The organism is Mycolicibacterium frederiksbergense, assembly GCF_012223425.1.
In the GTDB taxonomy this organism is placed as follows: domain Bacteria; phylum Actinomycetota; class Actinomycetes; order Mycobacteriales; family Mycobacteriaceae; genus Mycobacterium; species Mycobacterium frederiksbergense.
In genome coordinates, this window is record NZ_CP038799.1 from 448,387 (window position 1) to 463,845 (window position 15,459).

The 15,459-nt window shown below is 66.0% G+C and carries 19 protein-coding genes; 8 read left to right on the forward strand and 11 right to left on the reverse strand.

The annotated features are described in order from the left end of the window. Window positions 1-34 precede the first annotated feature (34 nt). The 7 genes from EXE63_RS05220 to EXE63_RS05250 form a co-directional block, all read right to left on the reverse strand. On the reverse strand, window positions 35-1,075 hold the full coding sequence (locus EXE63_RS05220) for a DUF7159 family protein (RefSeq protein ID WP_168141095.1): 1,041 nt from the start codon (window positions 1,073-1,075) through the stop codon (window positions 35-37). A gap of 88 nt (window positions 1,076-1,163) precedes the next feature. Next, window positions 1,164-1,556 carry a type II toxin-antitoxin system VapC family toxin gene (locus tag EXE63_RS05225; protein ID WP_168141096.1) on the reverse strand — a complete coding sequence of 131 codons (393 nt, stop codon included), beginning with the start codon at window positions 1,554-1,556 and terminating at the stop codon, window positions 1,164-1,166. Next, window positions 1,553-1,816 carry a type II toxin-antitoxin system VapB family antitoxin gene (locus tag EXE63_RS05230; protein WP_168141097.1) on the reverse strand — a complete coding sequence of 88 codons (264 nt, stop codon included), beginning with the start codon at window positions 1,814-1,816 and terminating at the stop codon, window positions 1,553-1,555. Before EXE63_RS05230 ends, EXE63_RS05225 begins: the two co-directional genes overlap by 4 nt. A 44-nt stretch (window positions 1,817-1,860) precedes the next feature. After that, on the reverse strand, window positions 1,861-2,691 hold the full coding sequence (locus tag EXE63_RS05235) for an RNase H family protein (protein WP_210000284.1): 831 nt from the start codon (window positions 2,689-2,691) through the stop codon (window positions 1,861-1,863). Between the two features lie 93 nt (window positions 2,692-2,784). Beyond that, window positions 2,785-3,366, reverse strand: a complete 582-nt coding sequence (locus tag EXE63_RS05240; RefSeq protein ID WP_168141099.1) for a DUF2510 domain-containing protein — start codon at window positions 3,364-3,366, stop codon at window positions 2,785-2,787. A 90-nt stretch (window positions 3,367-3,456) separates the two neighbouring features. Next, window positions 3,457-4,092 (reverse strand): hypothetical protein, encoded by a 636-nt coding sequence (locus EXE63_RS05245; RefSeq protein ID WP_168141100.1) that lies wholly within the window; start codon window positions 4,090-4,092, stop codon window positions 3,457-3,459. An 8-nt stretch (window positions 4,093-4,100) separates the two neighbouring features. After that, window positions 4,101-4,613 (reverse strand): hypothetical protein, encoded by a 513-nt coding sequence (locus tag EXE63_RS05250; RefSeq protein ID WP_168141101.1) that lies wholly within the window; start codon window positions 4,611-4,613, stop codon window positions 4,101-4,103. 148 nt (window positions 4,614-4,761) lie between these two features. Between EXE63_RS05250 and EXE63_RS05255 the strand changes: the two genes are divergently transcribed. The 3 genes from EXE63_RS05255 (at window position 4,762) to EXE63_RS05265 (ending at window position 6,774) form a co-directional block, all read left to right on the forward strand. Further along, window positions 4,762-6,051: a plasmid pRiA4b ORF-3 family protein gene (locus EXE63_RS05255; protein WP_168141102.1), complete on the forward strand. Its 1,290-nt coding sequence runs from the start codon at window positions 4,762-4,764 to the stop codon at window positions 6,049-6,051. A gap of 94 nt (window positions 6,052-6,145) precedes the next feature. Further along, complete coding sequence (locus EXE63_RS05260; RefSeq protein WP_168141103.1) at window positions 6,146-6,388, forward strand: type II toxin-antitoxin system Phd/YefM family antitoxin; 243 nt, start codon at window positions 6,146-6,148, stop codon at window positions 6,386-6,388. Beyond that, on the forward strand, window positions 6,385-6,774 hold the full coding sequence (locus EXE63_RS05265; RefSeq protein WP_168141104.1) for a type II toxin-antitoxin system VapC family toxin: 390 nt from the start codon (window positions 6,385-6,387) through the stop codon (window positions 6,772-6,774). Before EXE63_RS05260 ends, EXE63_RS05265 begins: the two co-directional genes overlap by 4 nt. 43 nt (window positions 6,775-6,817) lie before the next feature. Here EXE63_RS05265 and EXE63_RS05270 read toward each other — a convergent pair whose 3' ends face one another. Next, window positions 6,818-7,480 carry an NUDIX hydrolase gene (locus EXE63_RS05270; RefSeq protein ID WP_168141105.1) on the reverse strand — a complete coding sequence of 221 codons (663 nt, stop codon included), beginning with the start codon at window positions 7,478-7,480 and terminating at the stop codon, window positions 6,818-6,820. A gap of 65 nt (window positions 7,481-7,545) precedes the next feature. Here EXE63_RS05270 and EXE63_RS05275 point away from each other — a divergent pair, with 65 nt between their 5' ends. Genes EXE63_RS05275 through EXE63_RS05285 form a run of 3 tightly spaced genes read left to right on the forward strand, consistent with a single transcriptional unit; the run spans window position 7,546 to window position 10,669 of the window. Then, window positions 7,546-8,955 carry an ADP-ribosylglycohydrolase family protein gene (locus EXE63_RS05275; protein WP_168141106.1) on the forward strand — a complete coding sequence of 470 codons (1,410 nt, stop codon included), beginning with the start codon at window positions 7,546-7,548 and terminating at the stop codon, window positions 8,953-8,955. Continuing rightward, window positions 8,952-9,593 carry a nicotinamide riboside transporter PnuC gene (gene pnuC, locus EXE63_RS05280; protein ID WP_168141107.1) on the forward strand — a complete coding sequence of 214 codons (642 nt, stop codon included), beginning with the start codon at window positions 8,952-8,954 and terminating at the stop codon, window positions 9,591-9,593. Before EXE63_RS05275 ends, pnuC begins: the two co-directional genes overlap by 4 nt. Further along, window positions 9,593-10,669, forward strand: a complete 1,077-nt coding sequence (locus tag EXE63_RS05285) for an AAA family ATPase (RefSeq protein ID WP_168141108.1) — start codon at window positions 9,593-9,595, stop codon at window positions 10,667-10,669. The genes pnuC and EXE63_RS05285 overlap by 1 nt, the downstream gene beginning before the upstream one ends. Window positions 10,670-10,674: 5 nt before the next feature. Here the strand turns inward: EXE63_RS05285 and EXE63_RS05290 are convergent, their stop codons facing one another. Both EXE63_RS05290 and EXE63_RS05295 read right to left on the reverse strand, forming a co-directional pair. Next, window positions 10,675-11,520: a hypothetical protein gene (locus tag EXE63_RS05290; RefSeq protein ID WP_168141109.1), complete on the reverse strand. Its 846-nt coding sequence runs from the start codon at window positions 11,518-11,520 to the stop codon at window positions 10,675-10,677. A gap of 59 nt (window positions 11,521-11,579) precedes the next feature. After that, complete coding sequence (locus tag EXE63_RS05295; RefSeq protein WP_234904368.1) at window positions 11,580-12,386, reverse strand: hypothetical protein; 807 nt, start codon at window positions 12,384-12,386, stop codon at window positions 11,580-11,582. A 116-nt stretch (window positions 12,387-12,502) separates the two neighbouring features. On the opposite strand from EXE63_RS05295, the gene EXE63_RS05300 reads away from it, so the two are divergent. Further along, a complete protein-coding gene (locus tag EXE63_RS05300) occupies window positions 12,503-13,576 on the forward strand; it encodes an HNH endonuclease (protein WP_234904369.1) in 1,074 nt (357 codons plus the stop codon). A gap of 73 nt (window positions 13,577-13,649) precedes the next feature. After that, complete coding sequence (locus tag EXE63_RS05305; RefSeq protein ID WP_210000286.1) at window positions 13,650-14,267, forward strand: endonuclease/exonuclease/phosphatase family protein; 618 nt, start codon at window positions 13,650-13,652, stop codon at window positions 14,265-14,267. Window positions 14,268-14,878: 611 nt separating this feature from the next. Here EXE63_RS05305 and EXE63_RS05310 read toward each other — a convergent pair. Next, window positions 14,879-15,289 (reverse strand): hypothetical protein, encoded by a 411-nt coding sequence (locus tag EXE63_RS05310; RefSeq protein WP_168141111.1) that lies wholly within the window; start codon window positions 15,287-15,289, stop codon window positions 14,879-14,881. Window positions 15,290-15,459 lie beyond the last annotated feature (170 nt).

Here is a 15,459-nt window from a genome sequence, read left to right on the forward strand (position 1 = left end):
GGATGTGCGTGGCGCGTCAGAGCGAGCAGGTAGCTCAGTTGAAGCGGCCGATGATCGGGATGCGGTCCAGGATGCGGTCGCGCAGCCGCGGCTCCTGCACCGCGGGCACCGACGGTTGCAGCGGTGCGGGGGCCGCGGCCGGCGGGGGTGGTGGCGTGGGCGCGGCTTGTGGTGGTGCGGGAGCGGCAGCTTGCGGTGGTGGCGGCGCCGGAGCGGCCGGGGCGATGTTGAGGGTCCTGGCCATCTCCCGGGACGCGCGCGGCGGTACCGGGCTGAGCGGCGCTACCGGCGGCGGGGCGGTCTCCACGGCGGCCACCGGGCGGGGCGGTGGTTCGGGTGCCTCCGGGGCGGTCAGCGCGACCGACAGCGACACGACGAAGACGACGGCCGCGGAGCCCAAGGCGGTCGCGAGGGCGCCGACGCGGGTGATGCGCTTCTTGGTTTCGGGGGCTTCGGGCGTGTTGGCGGTCAGCGCGGAGGCCAGGGCGGCGCCGCGGGTGAGCGCGAAGTCGGCCTCGGTGGCCGTGATGACGGGGCGGTCCGTTTCCGCGGCGACGGCGGCGACGAGGTCGTCGGGGTCCTGCGAGCCCAGGATGTAGACGGCGTCGGGGCTGGGGCGGGCGGCGCGCACGATGGCGCGGACCCGGTCGTTGATGGTGGCGGCGTCGGCGTGGTCGATGTGCTCGACGTGGATCTCGAAGCCTTCGACGGTGGCCACGACGGCACCGTCGGGTTCGACGACGCAGATGACGGCGAAATCGTGTCCGGCGATGTCGGCGATGCCGCGGGCCAGGGCTGCGGTGGCCTCGACATCGCGGACGGCGACGATAGGTGCGCCGCCAGCGTAGGCGTCGAGGGCTTCACGGACCTTGACGGCCTCGGATTCGGCGTCGTGTGACCAGGTGATGCCGACGGCGCGCAGGTCGGCATCGGCCGGGAGTTCGGCCAGAAAGTCTTCGATGTGGTCTGCGTCCACGATGGCGCGGTCGATCGGGTGGCCCTCGCCGGTGTCGCCGTCGACCAGCTCGCCGTGGATGTCCTTCGATGTCACCGATAGGCCCAGTACGAGGCTCATTGGGGTCCCCCTGATCCGTCGTCCATTGGGGTTGAGGTTACCCAGGTGGCTTTGGTTTATTCGGGTCAGTGGGTTGTGAGCGGGTAAATCACCTTGCCGAGGCGATATCGGTGTGCGCGAAGTCGCCGCCGACGTACAGCAGTGGTTCCCCGGTGACGTCAGCGAGTGCGTAGGAATAGCAGTCACCGAGATTGAGTCCGGCCGGGTGGCCGCTGCCGCGACCGAAGTCGCGATAGGCCCGTGTCGCACGTGCCGCCTGCTCAGCATCGAAAGCTACTGTCTCGATGCCCAATTGGTCGATCAAGCGCTCGACGCGACGGAGATCTTCGGGCGCCATCCGTCGCATCAGCACGGCAGAGATCTCGACCATCGAGGCTGCCGAGATTTTCGCGGCAGTCGCATCCAAAATCGCGTCAATCAACCGGTCGCGTTCGGGTTCGTTGAGCGCTATGGCCACGATCGCGCTGGTATCGAGAATCACACCGGCAGCCCTTGGTCGTCATATAGCTGCTTCTCTTCGGCACGGATCTGGCTTTTCTGCCGAGAAGTCATCGATGTGTCCAGATCGACCAGCAGTTTGTTCACGTTGGCGCGGCGTGCATCTCGACCTGCCCCAGCGTTGACCTCTGCGAGCTTGGCGCGTACCGCCTCTTCGACGGCACTGGTTTGGCTGAGCCCGGTGCGTCGAGCAAGTTCGCGCACGAGCTCGACCGTCCGCTCGTTCTTGATGTTCAGACTCATGGTAGAAATCTACCCCTCCATGGTAGAAATGTCGACCTCGATGGCTACGCCGTCATCTCGGCAACGCGCCGAAACTCGGAGGCAAAACCCTCGGCGATGCCTGCGGCGCGGCGGCGGTACTCATCGTCATCGCGCAGGTCGTGGTCACCGCGTCGATGCCGCGACGCCAGCCGCGCCAAGGCGTCGGCACCCTCGTTGAGAGGTTCACCGCGATGGCCGGGTGCCCAGCGCACGTCGACCCGTTCCCGATCGACGTGGATCTGGCGTCGTGCGACATGCAGCGGGCCGTCGGACGGGTACTCGACGGGCATGGCGGTGTCCCCGCGCTTCCAGCAGTCCACCATGGCGACGGCATCCTGGCTGTCGGACATGATCGACAGGCGTCGGCGCGTCAGCTCGCCCACGGCGTCCCCGATGGCGAGCAGCTCGGCGACGAGTACCGGTTGCCTGCCCACCGTGTTCGCCGACGAGCGGTAGCCGGCCACCCCGTAGTGCCCGGTGCAGGACAGCCACGCGAACCCGGCGTGCTTGCCACGCACGGAGCCGTCGGCGGCGACCGTCATCGGGTCGAGCGTCACCGGCAGCGATATCGCAGGCGCAAAGGGGTTGTGCCGCAGCCGCTCCACGGCTGCGTCCACCAATGGTTGTTCCGCGGTATCGGGACGCTCGATCCACCAATGGATCTGGTGGGCCTCGCGCCACAACGGGCTGCTGCCTTTCAGGTTCACCAGGAACCGCATCCGCAGGTGTCTTCCGTGTTCGGCACGGATGCGGGTGATGGCCTCCAGCAGGGCGGCTTCTTTGGTGGGCGCGGCGATGAACCCTGCCCAGGACTGCAGCTCTCCGACGGCGGCGTAGCGGTAGCCGAAATCCACTGCGGCGACTGCTATTGCGATCGTCTCCGGTGGGCGCGGGCGGGCGAAGGCGAGGTCGACCGGTCTGGGTCGAGCTCGCGGTAGCGGAGCCATCTACCCGCAGTCCGGCGGGAGGTACTGGCCGTGCACTCCACGCGGATCGCCCTGCAGGTAGAGCTTGTCCTCGTGCTCGGCACGCTGCGCGAGCATGTCGCGCTGGAACTGCTCACAGCGCTGCTCTTCCTCGCGCCGTTGCGCAGCCTTCAGCGCCCAGAACCCGCCGCCGGCCAACGCGCCGATCACCGCGAGAACGGCCAGCAGCCACGGGTGTTGGGCGATCAGACCCATCAGGAAGAAGCCGCCGATGACCGCGAGCGCGATCAGCGGCCGCCAGTTCGCGGTGCGTACCGTCGCACCGTTGCCGGCGACCGCCACCGATGACGATCCGCCACCGCCGAAGATGGCGGCCAGGGCCCAGATCGGCAGCCACAGCCCGCAGGTGAACACCGTCAGCACCAGGTGCAGGCCGTGGCTGGTGCCGCCGCCGTTCGATACCGCGACCGCCACGGCCTGTGCCGGCGGCGCCGAGACGGGTGGCGGGGTGGGCGTGAAGTGCTGTGTCCAGCGGTGGCCGTCGTGATAGCGCTGGCCGGGCTGACCGGCCGGATCCGGGTACCAACCGGGGTGTGTGGTCATGGTGTCCTCCGTCGATTCGCTTCGTGCTCAAGCGAGCCGGACAGAATGACAGAGGGCACCGACAAGTTCCGGCGCAGAGCCTCCGGACCGTCAGGAGCGACGTCGGGGTCCGTCGAGGTAGTAGCCGATCAGGTACGCGATCGGCGGAAGCAGGAAGACCGGAATCGAGCTGATGACGATCAGCGCCAGCTGCACCCACCGGCGGCGGGCGATCGGGAATCCGTCATAGGAGTCGATGTACCCGGTGATGGCCAACATCGCGACGGTGAGTGTGCCGGCCCCGAGCGTTTCAGGCCCCATGCCGAACATCAGCGCGCTGGTTCCCGTGACCACGCCGAAGACCGTCAAGAGACACCAATGCGCTGTCGCGGTGACCTGCCCGCGGTACGCGTCGGGCGGCGGGATCACCCGCGGCGCGGGGCTGCCGTCGGTGGGCGGATCAGGTTGGGTTCGAGCGATCCAGAACGAATAAATTCGCCCGCCGATTTTGAGATAGGACGTTCTGAAGTAGGCGAGCAGTACTCCCAATGCCGCCACCAGTGCATAGACGACAAGTGCTGTCCCCCAGCCTCGATGCACTACTCCGAATGTCATTACGCCGGGGCTTAACAACCAGGTCGACCAATAGACTCGGCGTTCAATGCGCACGTTATGGATAAAGCCAAGGGCGATCGAGCCGACAATGCCTATGGCGAGTCCGGCCTGGAGCCAGACACTGCTATTCAACCGTCTGCTCAGTCCCAGTCTTGGGCGGCGAACATGAAGAGCCCCCAGCTGAAGCCTGCTCCGTAACCGCGGCCGTTCCAACTGAACCCATACTCTTGATAGTTCGCCAAGTACTGGTCATTGAGTGGACGCAGGGGGCCGGGGGTCAGCGGGCCAAAGCGTCGGGCGAAGTCGTTGACATCCACTTCCCATGGACCAAACTCTTTCGGAGACTCCACTTGCGGGAACTGTCCGCGCATTCGCCGGTAGTTCATTGACTGGGTCGAACCGCTTTCGGCCGCCACCGCTTTGAAGTCGAAGTCCGGCCATAAAGCACTGGCAAATTCCAGCGACGTAGCGTCGCTGTCTGTCCCGGTGAGTAGCACCTTCAAGTTCCGGAAGTAGGAAGCCTCGTCTCCAAGTGAGGATGCGACGCGGTCGCGCGCCCGCTCACCATCTTCGACAGAAAGTCCGTGCTCCGACAACTTCGCGTGTAGATGTTCGGTGATCTGAGACATCGACATCCGCAACTTCATGGTCATCAGCACATAGATTTCGAAATCAACGATGGCCGACTCTGCAATCTCTGTTGACAGGCCCTTTACTACCTGAGGTCAACTGTCGAGGTTACCTCCGATATCGGGGTTGGGTTGTCACCATTTCGGCCACTTCCCTCGTAGGCTGACCCGCGTGGGCAGCACCATCACAAGCAGGGAAGCCAAGAGCAATACCTACCGCGTGCTGGTGGACCTGGACGGCTCCACCCCGCCGATCTGGCGGCGCCTCGATCTCCGTGCGGATCTGCCGCTGGACGTGGTGCACCTGGTGGTGCAGGCCGCGTTCGACTGGGAGAACCGGCATCTGTACCGCTTCGCCATGGGTGGAGGACCATTCGATGACCGCAGCCTGAAGATCCTCTGCGACGAGGACATCGCCGAGGGTGAGGATCGTGGCCTACCTGCGTCCCAGACGTCGTTGGGCGCGATGATGAGTGAGCCCGGCGACCGGCTGGGCTATGTCTATGACTACGGCGATTTCTGGGAACTGACACTGGAACTCGAACAGGTACTCACTCCGATGGACAGCTACCCCGCCGCCGTGGTCATCGACGGCGAACGGGCCGCACCGCCGGAGGACTGCGGCGGGATCACCGATGCCGTGCAGCTCGCCACGGTGCTGCCTGATCCGGAACTGTTCGACCTCGCGCGGCTCAACGAGGCACTGCATGGCCCCTTCTTCTCCGCAGTGCTGGGCGGGCTGGATTCGCGGCTCATCGCCCTGTTGAGCCGCTTGCCGGACGGTCCCGTACTCGTCAACTTCGTCGCGGGCCTTGTCCAGTTGAGTTCGGCACCCACCATCGTCGACGACGACATCCTGCGAGCCAATCTGACCGCACACCAATGGTTCTTGGACCGGGCGGTGAAGGACGCCATCCCGTTGACATCGGCCGGCTATTTGAAACCCTCTGACGTGACCGCCGCAGCAGCGGTGGTGCCGCAGGTGGCCGAGTGGATGGGTAATAACAACCGTGAAGCCAATTGCCCTGCACTGCTGAACTTTCGGGAGTCCTTGCAGGCGATGGGATTGCTGCGCAAGCTGAAGGGCTCGCTGGTGCTGACCAAGGCCGGCATCGCCGCCCAGCGCGATCAGGCGGTGTTGTGGCGCCATCTCGCATCGCGACTAATTCCCTCTGACGGCGAAGCGTTCGAATGCCACGCCACGCTGTTGTTCCTGGCACAGGCAGGCGGCGCGGAGGACGGCCGGGTTCGGTTCAAAGACATCGCCGAAGCGCTCACCCAGCTGGGCTGGCGTCGCGAGGACGGTGAACCCGTCCCGTCAGACGTGCTGTACCGGCTGACCGCGCACGATGTGCTGGTCAACGTTTGCGATCGGCCGCGGCGGCTCGCCGACCTCAACTGGATCAGTCCTGCAGCTGCCGCGTTGGCAAGGGTGGCGCTGCGGGCCGGGCGTCTTACTTGAGGCGGAAGGCCTGATCGCTTGCTGCCCTCGGCCTAACGATCTTATTACGCTAGTTACGCTAGCGCGATTAGCTTCTCTGATCTACCATGGGCGTATGGAAAGCACGGTGACCAGCACGGAAGCCAAGAACCAGCTGAATCGCATCCTGGCCGAAGTTGAACGGACCGGCGCATCTGTGACCATCACGAATCATGGCCGCCCCATTGCCAGGCTGGTACCGGTGCAGCCCCTTCCGCGCACATTCGGCCAGTTGCCAGCCCTGCGCATCCCCCATGACTTTGATGAACCGCTGCCCGATGCCGAACTACACGCATGGGACGGCGCCGACGAGTCGTGAACGTTCTTCTGGACACCCACACCCTCCTGTGGCTGGTCAGCGCACCGGCCGAAGTGGAGGCCGCAGCCATGGCAGAGCTGATCAAGCCCGAAACCCACGTCGTCGTCAGTGCCGCTTCCGCATGGGAAATCGCCATCAAAACCAGGATCGGGAGACTCGATGGTGAGGCGTTACTGTCGGCTTGGCCGGACATCATTGCCGGTATGAGCGCCGCGGAATTGCCCATCGAGTCTGCCGACGCGATTCTCGCCGGACGGCTCCCGTGGCAACACAAAGACCCATTCGATCGGGCGATCGTGGCGCAGGCACTGCGCCGCAACCTCACCGTTGCCACTCGTGACGACAAGATCATCGACGCTGCACTGGTGGCCGTGATCAGGGCCTGATCACGGCCATGTTGGCGCCGGCGAGCGCTGCTTGAAAGTCAAGTCAGGTGCGATATGCGTTGCGCCGGAACAATTCAGCCGGACGCCCCCGACCGAGGGCCACCCGTTCACCGGTGGGCTCCAGGTGCGGCTCCATGGCGCGCCGAAAGGTGTCGCGCTGCAACGCCTCCCCCTCGATAGCCTCATGCAGCAGACGTAGGTCACGCAGGGTGAACTGCTCGCCGAGCAGTCGATCCGGGTCAGGTGTTCCGGCATAACGGGCACGAACGTCGTCGACGGCCAGCGCGATGATCTCGGCGTGGTCGTAGACCAGCCGGCCGGGCGCATCCACCGGCACCAACCGGGTGGTCTCGGGGATTCGTGTCGACAACTTGCCGGCGGGAACCACCGCCACGTGCGCGACCGACAGCACCCAGCCCCGGCCATCACGGCCGAGCGCATCAAAGACGTGGAGTTGACGCGGCGCCACCCCGTGGACGCCCGCCTTGTCGGCCAGCGAGCGCTTGACTGCGTCGGCGAGCGTCTCCCCCTCGTGCAGGAAGGTGCCCGGTAGCGCCCACCCCCTGCTCTGCGCGCGACGCACCTGCAGCACAGCCAGACCCAGGTCCGGATCGGGTGTCAGGACCGCGGCGTCGACGGCAACGGAAGGTCGCGGGTAGTCCGTGAGGGCCCGCCCGCTGCTGCTCAAAGGAATTCCGTTGTCCATGTCAGTGCCTCAGCGTACAGTCAACCATCAATTAGCGCAGATTCGCGCAAAATGGGGAGGGTGACATGACATCACGCAATGACCGGGCCGAGGGCGTGCTGCTGGGCACCGCCGCCGGCGACGCCCTGGGGGCGCCGTATGAGTTCCAGCCGCCGCGCGGGCCTGAGTTACCCGTCGAAATGACGGGCGGCGGGCCGTGGGAGGCCGGTGAGTGGACCGACGACACCGCGATGGCCATCGCGATCGCCGAAGTCGCCGCCACCGGGGCCGATCTGCGCGACGAGGCCGTGCAGGACGCGATCGTATCCCGCTGGCACACCTGGTCTTTGACCGCCAAGGATGTCGGCATCCAGACCCGGTCCGTGCTGTCCACAGCGGCCCGCGGCGGGGCTATCACGGCGGCCGCCGCCCGCGCGGCGTCGACCGAGCACCACGCACGTACAGGCCGCACCGCCGGCAACGGCTCGTTGATGCGCACCGCACCGGTCGCGCTGGCCTACCTCGATGACGAGGACGCCATGGTCGCGGCGGCTCGCGCGATCAGTGAGCTCACCCATTTCGACCCCGACGCGGGTGATGCCGCCGTGTTGTGGTGCTGCGCGATCCGGCACGCGGTGCTGACCGCCGAACTCGATGTCAGCGTCGGGCTGCGCCATCTCGACACCGCCCGTCGCAAGCTGTGGGCCACCCGCTTTGACGAGGCAGAAAAGGTCCGGCCCGCTGACATCCCGAACAACGGCTGGGCGGTCGCCGCGCTGCAGGCGGCGTGGTCGGCCATCTCGAGCACCCGCGGTGGCGGACCAGAGCATCTGCGCGATGGGCTCGACGCTGCGGTGCGCTCCGGATTCGATACCGACACCGTCGCCGCGATCGCCGGCGGCCTGCTCGGTGCCGCGTATGGAGCGTCCGCCGTGCCGCTGCAGTGGCGCCGACTGCTGCACGGCTGGCCGAGAATGACCGCGCGGGACCTGGTGGGTCTCGCAACGGCAATTCAGCGCAAGGGTGCGCCGAGTAGCGGCCCGTCCTACGCCGGTTACCGCACCGATGCCCTTGTCCCCCATCCCTTCGACGACGGCGTGCTGATCGGTGGCATCGGGGCGCTGCGCCGATTGCCGTCCGAGGTGGATGCGGTGGTGTCACTGTGCCGGGTGGCTGACGCCGATGTGCCGGTCGGGATGCCGCATGTCGAGGTGAGGCTGATCGACAGCTCCAACGCCGATGAGAATCCGCACCTCGACCACGTGTTGCTCGACGCGGCCCGCGCCGTCGAGGAACTCCGCGCGCAGGGCCACACGGTGCTGCTGCACTGCGTCGAGGCCTACAGCCGCACACCGACCGTCGCGGCGCTCTACGGTGCACTTGTGCGGGAAATCAGTGGTGACGAAGCCCTGCAGGCGGTGCTGGACGTGCTGCCTGACGCGAGCCCGAACCCGGCATTCCGGGACTCGGTACGCCGGCTGGCGGTGACGACATGATCGACTGGCTGGCGCGGCTGGTCGAGCCACTGAACGCAGTGCTGTTCACCATCGGAAGCGATCAGGTCAGCACCGCTGAGTTGCTCGGCTTCATCACCGGCGGCCTGTGTGTGGCATTGACGGTGCGGCGCAGCATTCTCAATTTCCCTGTCGGCATTGCCAACTGCGTGTTCTTCCTCGTCCTGTTCGTCTCGGCGCAGCTGTGGGCGGGGGCGACGCTGCAGCTGCTCTACATCGGACTCGGCGCCATCGGTTGGTGGCAGTGGCGGTCGGGACGGACCGGCGATGCGCCGGTCACGGTGCGCCGCTCGCATTGGCGCGTGCTGACGATGTGTGTGGCGTTCGTGGCGGTGGGCACTTGGGCGCTCAGCGAGATCCTTACCGCGGTCGACGGTTCGGCACCGCTGTGGGATGCGCTGACGACCTGCCTGGCGCTGGCGGCGCAATGGCTCCTCAACACCCGGCGGATCGAGACGTGGTTCTTCTGGATCGCCGCGGACTGCATCTACATTCCGCTCTACATCAGCCAGGGCCTGAACCTGACGGCCGCGATCTACGTGCTGTTCCTCGGGTTGTGCATCCTCGGTCTGCGCGAGTGGACACGGGCGCGCGTACCGCTGGCCGAAAGCGTGGCGTGATGAACGAGTTCCGGCATGGCCTGTTGGTCGGGAAGTTCTATCCGCCGCATCTCGGTCATCACCAAGCGATCCGGGCGGCGGCGGCACGCTGCGATGCGTTCACCGTGCTGGTGATGGCCTCCGCGGTGGAGACCGTGCCGCTGGCCGACCGTGTCGCGTGGATGCGAGAGGAGCACGCGGGCGATGCGAACGTGCGTGTCGCCGGTATCCGCTGTGATGCGCCAATGGACGTGACGGATCAACGGGTATGGGCGGCGCAGGTCGCGGTGATGCGGGCCGGTATCGGCGGGGTTGCGGTGGATGCGGTGTTCAGCGGGGATGATTACTGCGTCGAGCTGGCGCGCTGGTTCGACGCGAAGGCGGTGCGGCTGGAACGCGCCGGATCCAGCACGTCGGTGCGCCGGGATCTCGCCGGCCGGTGGGACCAGTTGGCGACACCGACCCGGGCCGGGTTGACGACGCGGGTCGTGGTGCTGGGCGCGGAGTCGACCGGGACGACGACAATCGCGCGGCGACTGGCCGCGCACTACGCCGCGCGAGGTGGCGTGTGGTCGGCGACGCAGTGCGTCGAGGAGTACGGACGGGACTACACCGCGCTGAAGTGGGCGGGGAATCCCGGCGTGAGACTTGACGAAATGGTCTGGACAGCCGAGGATTTCGATCTGATCGGCCCCGAGCAGACCCGACGCGAGCAGGCCGCGGCGCGCGCCGGATCACCGGTGCTGATCTGCGACACCGACGCGTTCGCGACCGCCATCTGGAAACGCCGCTACCTCGGCGACCCATCCGGGGGCGCGTGGACCGCGGTCCCGCCGCGGGCCGTGTATCTGGTCACCGACCATGTCGGTGTGCCGTGGGATGACGACGGTATGCGCGAGGGCGACCTCGCGGTGCGAGCGGCGATGACGGGCTGGTTCATCGACGCGCTCACTGGGGCCGGGCATTCGTGGGTGCTGCTGACCGGCACGCCGGAGCAGCGTCTCGACGTGGCTTTCAGGACGGTCGAGCCACTCCTACAATTGCGAGCCCGGTTCGGAGAGCCGTTACGCGGTCCGGGGTTCGAGGCCACCGAGTAGCGGTTTCACCACTCGTTGGAGCACACCTCGCAGTGCCAGGTTTCGTCGCGTGGGCAGCAGCCACCCATGTGCCGCCACGGCTCCCACTCGCTCGGGTTCGCCGGCTCGCCGTACCCGATCCACTGAGTACGCCGCGCACCGCATACACCGCACGCAGGATGCCGGCTGAACTTGAAGTCGATGAGCGAGGTGAAGTTGCCGTCCCGCATGCGGACGTCGCAGCGGCCGCACAGCACGCCCGGCCAGTCGCGCGCCAACTCCCGCAGCCAGGCCTGGTACGGCCGCGCGGGCCCCGATTTGTGGTACGTCCTAATCGGCGAGTCCGGCTCCGGCCTCGGTATCGGGTCCACCGTGTGGACGTGCACCCGATCGCGGGCATCGTATCCGCTGAGATCGATCTCCTCGTCACATGATGTGCATTTCCCATTGCACCGGAGCAGGATTCGCGCGGCAGCCACCGATGAGTGTCCCCAGCGATAGGCGGCTCGGCCGTGTATCGGGGTCTCGTGCAGCGCGAGGATCGCCCGTTCCGCGTCGTCATCGTCGAACCGCCAGCCGTCGAAGGCGCTAGGCAGGTCCAACACCATCGCCAAAGTCGTCAGATCGACCAGATCGAGAGAGTAGTCCCGCAGCAAGGCGCCGCCGAGTGGACCTTCGTGGTCGATGCGAGCCAGCTTCGTCAGCACCGACGCCGGGTCGGTCCCGAGCACCACGATGGCGTAATCACCCGGACGGGACTCCCCGAACGCGTACTGCCAAGGCCGGTACGGCGAGGTCGGTTCGAGCAGGGTGATGATCCCGTCTTTCCAGTCGGCGGCCTCAAGGATGTGCAGACGAATTCTTTGCGGCATTCTGTCATTATCCCACCAAGGTATGACATTTTTACCCGTCAGAACTTTGCTGTTCGGCGCTATCCGGCCTCGGCGTCACGGGCCCGTTGGATTCGATTCTTGATCTCCCGATAGGCCTGCACCCGTGCCATGACCGCCTCCACCGCGGAGTCCGTGGGCGTGGAGTCCGGCGTGGCCTCGATGCCGTAGAGCATCGCGCTGAGCTTGCCGTGCAGCTCGGCCCGCTGCTCGGCGACGCGGGCATCCTCCCGTTCGGCGCGCAGCGACGCATCGATGTGTCGCGCCTCGACGGCGCACTGAGCGATCAGTTCGACCCGCTCGATCGCGGTGCGTTCCAGGTTCGCGATGGTGGCGCGCGCCTCCGCGAGGAGCTTGCGGTCATCGTTGCTCGGCTTGTCCAGCGCCGACAGCTTGCCGGTCACGGCGTTCAGGGCATGCGCTTTCGCGAAGCCGTCGGCGATCCCGGCAATATCGGTGCTGAAGTCGACATCACCCAACCACCCGGCGCGAGCGGCCTCGGTGCCGACAACCTGCTTGACCGCGCGCAGCGCAGACTCCATCAGCACAGCATTCTGCGGCCCGAGCATGTCGATGCGCACCTGCTTCTCCCGGCGCTCCCACTCCACGCGTTCATGCTTGGCGGCGGCCGCCTGCGCCACGCGTTCTATGCGTATACGTTCCTGCTCCTCGACACGTCTCTTCTCAGCAGCCTCAACCGCTTTGGAGACCAACCAGATCACCAGGATGAGTGCAGTCATGGCTCCGAGGGTGATCCAGACCTCTTTCGGCACCGCCGCGATGAGCACGACGATGACGACAAACAGGACGCCCACGCCACCAGACCCACCGGATGAACCCTTGCTCACCGTTTCGCTCCCATCACGATTGGCTGCGTCGGATGTGCGCAGGCCAGCCGGACAGAATGACAGCGACCTCCGACAACTTGGGTCGGATCGGCGCTGCCCCGTGGTACCAAAGGTCTGTGCCCGAAGCCATCGACCCACTGCTGCTCGGTCAGCTTCTGGTGGCGATCCTGGAGACCGGGGTGCGGGTGGCGACCTACAAGCTCGCCACGCTGATGGCGCTCATCGACCACAGCATCGAGAACCTGCCCGAGCACCCGGCGGGCCCGCTGGCCGTGCCGATCCCCGATCTCGCGCACCGGGTGCTGCAGCTGTACTGGCGTCAGGTCCGCCCCTTCGAAGGGCACGATCTTCGGCAGTCCAGCGGAGAAGAGGAGCGCATTCCGCGTGCCGTCCGGGCCTTGCGCGCCGCGACGCCGGCGTCCTCGTTGAGCGTGGCGATGACGCTCGCGCCGGAGGTCTACCAGGCGTCCATCGACGAGATCGGGTTGTGCCTGGCGCAGCAGCCGCTGTATCGGCTACAGCGGCTGCCCGGCGGAGACTCCAATGATCCGTTCCTGTACGACGACAGCTTCCTGCACGCCAACGTGTCCCGACGGACGCTGCGGGCGCACGGTGACGCCATCGCTCTGATGCCGGGCGTGGCAACCGGTCTCGCCCGGCTGGCCGGGCTGCTCAAACCGGCGCTAGAGATCATGTGGGTCGATGACGTGCGCCGGATGAACAAATTCCTCAGTGCCGAGGTGCCGGACATCGCCGGGCATCTGTTCGGCCGCGACCGCACCGCATTGGCCGCGGTGCGTGGTCCCTTCAAGGATGCGTTCGGTGCGCGCTGCTTCTACTGCGACACCAATCTGCCGGCCGACAACCCGATCGACCACGTGCTGCCGTGGTCACTCGTCGGCATCGACGGACTGGCCAATCTCGTGTTGGCGTGTGCGCGCTGCAATACCGACAAACGACATGCACTGCCGGCGGTCGACCTCGTCGACAGGGTGCTCGGTCGGGACCGCGAAGAGCTCGAGCAGATCGCCGGCGCGATCCGATGGCCCACCGAGTACCTGCGCGTCGTCGCGGCGGCGCGCGGAATCTACGGAAGCCAGCCACCGGGAATTGCGACCTGGTCGGGATACAAGGCGAGTGTGCGCCTCGACATCAGATTCGCGCCCCGGTGGATGGATTCGCCCAGCTGAGCGCACTTGTCGGTACCCGCCCTCATACTGATCGGCTCGCTGGAGATTCCACGTCGAGCGAGAGGACACTCCGGTGGGCACGAGGCTCGCGACGCTCAACATCCGACACGGCGGCACCAAGTCCGCTGATGCGCTGGCCACTCGACTGCTCGGCTACGACGCCGACATTTTGGTGGTCACCGAGTTCCGCACCAACGCGGTCGGCGCGCGGCTGATCGACCGTCTTGAGCAGGCCGGCTACGACACTTCGCATCCCGCAGTCGGGCCGAAGGTGAACACCGTGCTGATCGCCGCGCGCATCGGCATCGAGCGGTCCTGGGCGTTCAGCGAATCGCTCGACCCGCGGCATCTGTGGTGCGCCGAGATCGACGGCGCCTACGTATGCGGGGTGTACATGCCGCAGAACACCGCGAAACTCCCCTACTGGGAAGCGCTGATCCGGGACGCCTCGTCGAATGGCATCGACCTGTTGATCGGCGACTTCAACACCGGCACCAACGATCTCGACAAGGATCCGCGGGGAGCCAAGTTCATCGGACCGGAGATGCCCGGACGGCTGATCGCCTCCGGGTACACCGATATGTGGCGGTCACTGCACCCCGACGTCCGCGAGTACTCCTGGTTCAGCCGGCCCGCTCGATACCCGAAGTCCCAGCAACTTCGCTCGCATTTGCGAGATTCTTGGCGCTAGTGGCATCGACCATGAGACCAAAAGCTTGAGAGCCACCTATCCCCGCCGTCCGCCGGTCGGAGGACACACCGAGGTCGCCGTGTCCGCCTGGCGGACTCGGCTGTCTCCAGTACATGGTCTCTGCCCTGCTCACCGAGACCGCTTGCATATGGCCGGCGTGACCCTACTGCCGACGTCTTCGTGCGCATCGGCTACTCGCTTTGGTACAGACTGCGCCGCCAACGCTATTACAAAGCCGTGGTGGCAATTCAGGTTTCCCCGTCCACGAAAGGGCAACACGCGGAACTCGATCGATGCACTGTGATCAACCCGTCGAGCGAAAAGCATGACCTGGTTGCGGAACTCGCGGGGCCAGGCCACAAGCACAACTGGAACCTTTTGCAGCACACCCGTCACGCGCGAGCCAACCCAGATGTCATCGATTTGGGCAGCAGACCCATCCACCCCGGCATGTCCTGGTGGATCAGTCGCTCGCCCGCGCGATCACGACGCTGTTGTCGCCGAGTTGGGCAGGCGCTCGTAGACAAGCTGCTTGGCGCTGTTAGCCTAGAACGTGGCTTAGCGGCGCCCGTATCGCTCTTCCGAGCAGACCGGTCCTATGTCCGACTGAACTACCCGCAGTCATCGCACACGCCGGTCAGCGGCAACTCCATGCTGCACGTCGAGCAGAGACCGGCTTTTGGACGGTGGCTGCGCTGCTGCGCCTCTCGTCGCACGCGGTTGGTTGGATGCGCTACGAACCACGGTCCTTTGCCCGACAACGGCCGTTCGCCGGCCACCCCGGACACCGATGAGGCCTCTTCTTCGGTCGTGAAACCTGTTGTATAACCCCAGAAGATACTGAGTGCCGGAAAGTTGCCGTTCCCCGTCGCCGAGACGTACGGCTCGCTGACGTCGACGATACTGAACTGGGTCAGTCCGGCGGCAGCTACCATCGCCTGGATGAATGCGTGGTTCTCAGCTGGAATACGAGCTCTCACCAGTGCACCGATGAGCGACTCTCGCTGAACGTCAGTCGTCATGCATCCCTCAATCCCACGCCCGGTGATCCAAGCTTCTTATCAGAGGCGAAGGTCGCCTGCACATTAGATCGACCACGATGAACCCAAAGCCCGATGTCTGCAGTCGATTCCCCTCCCCCAAGCTACCGTTCTGTCCGTCGCTGCGTACTCGTACTGACGCGTCTCGGGCT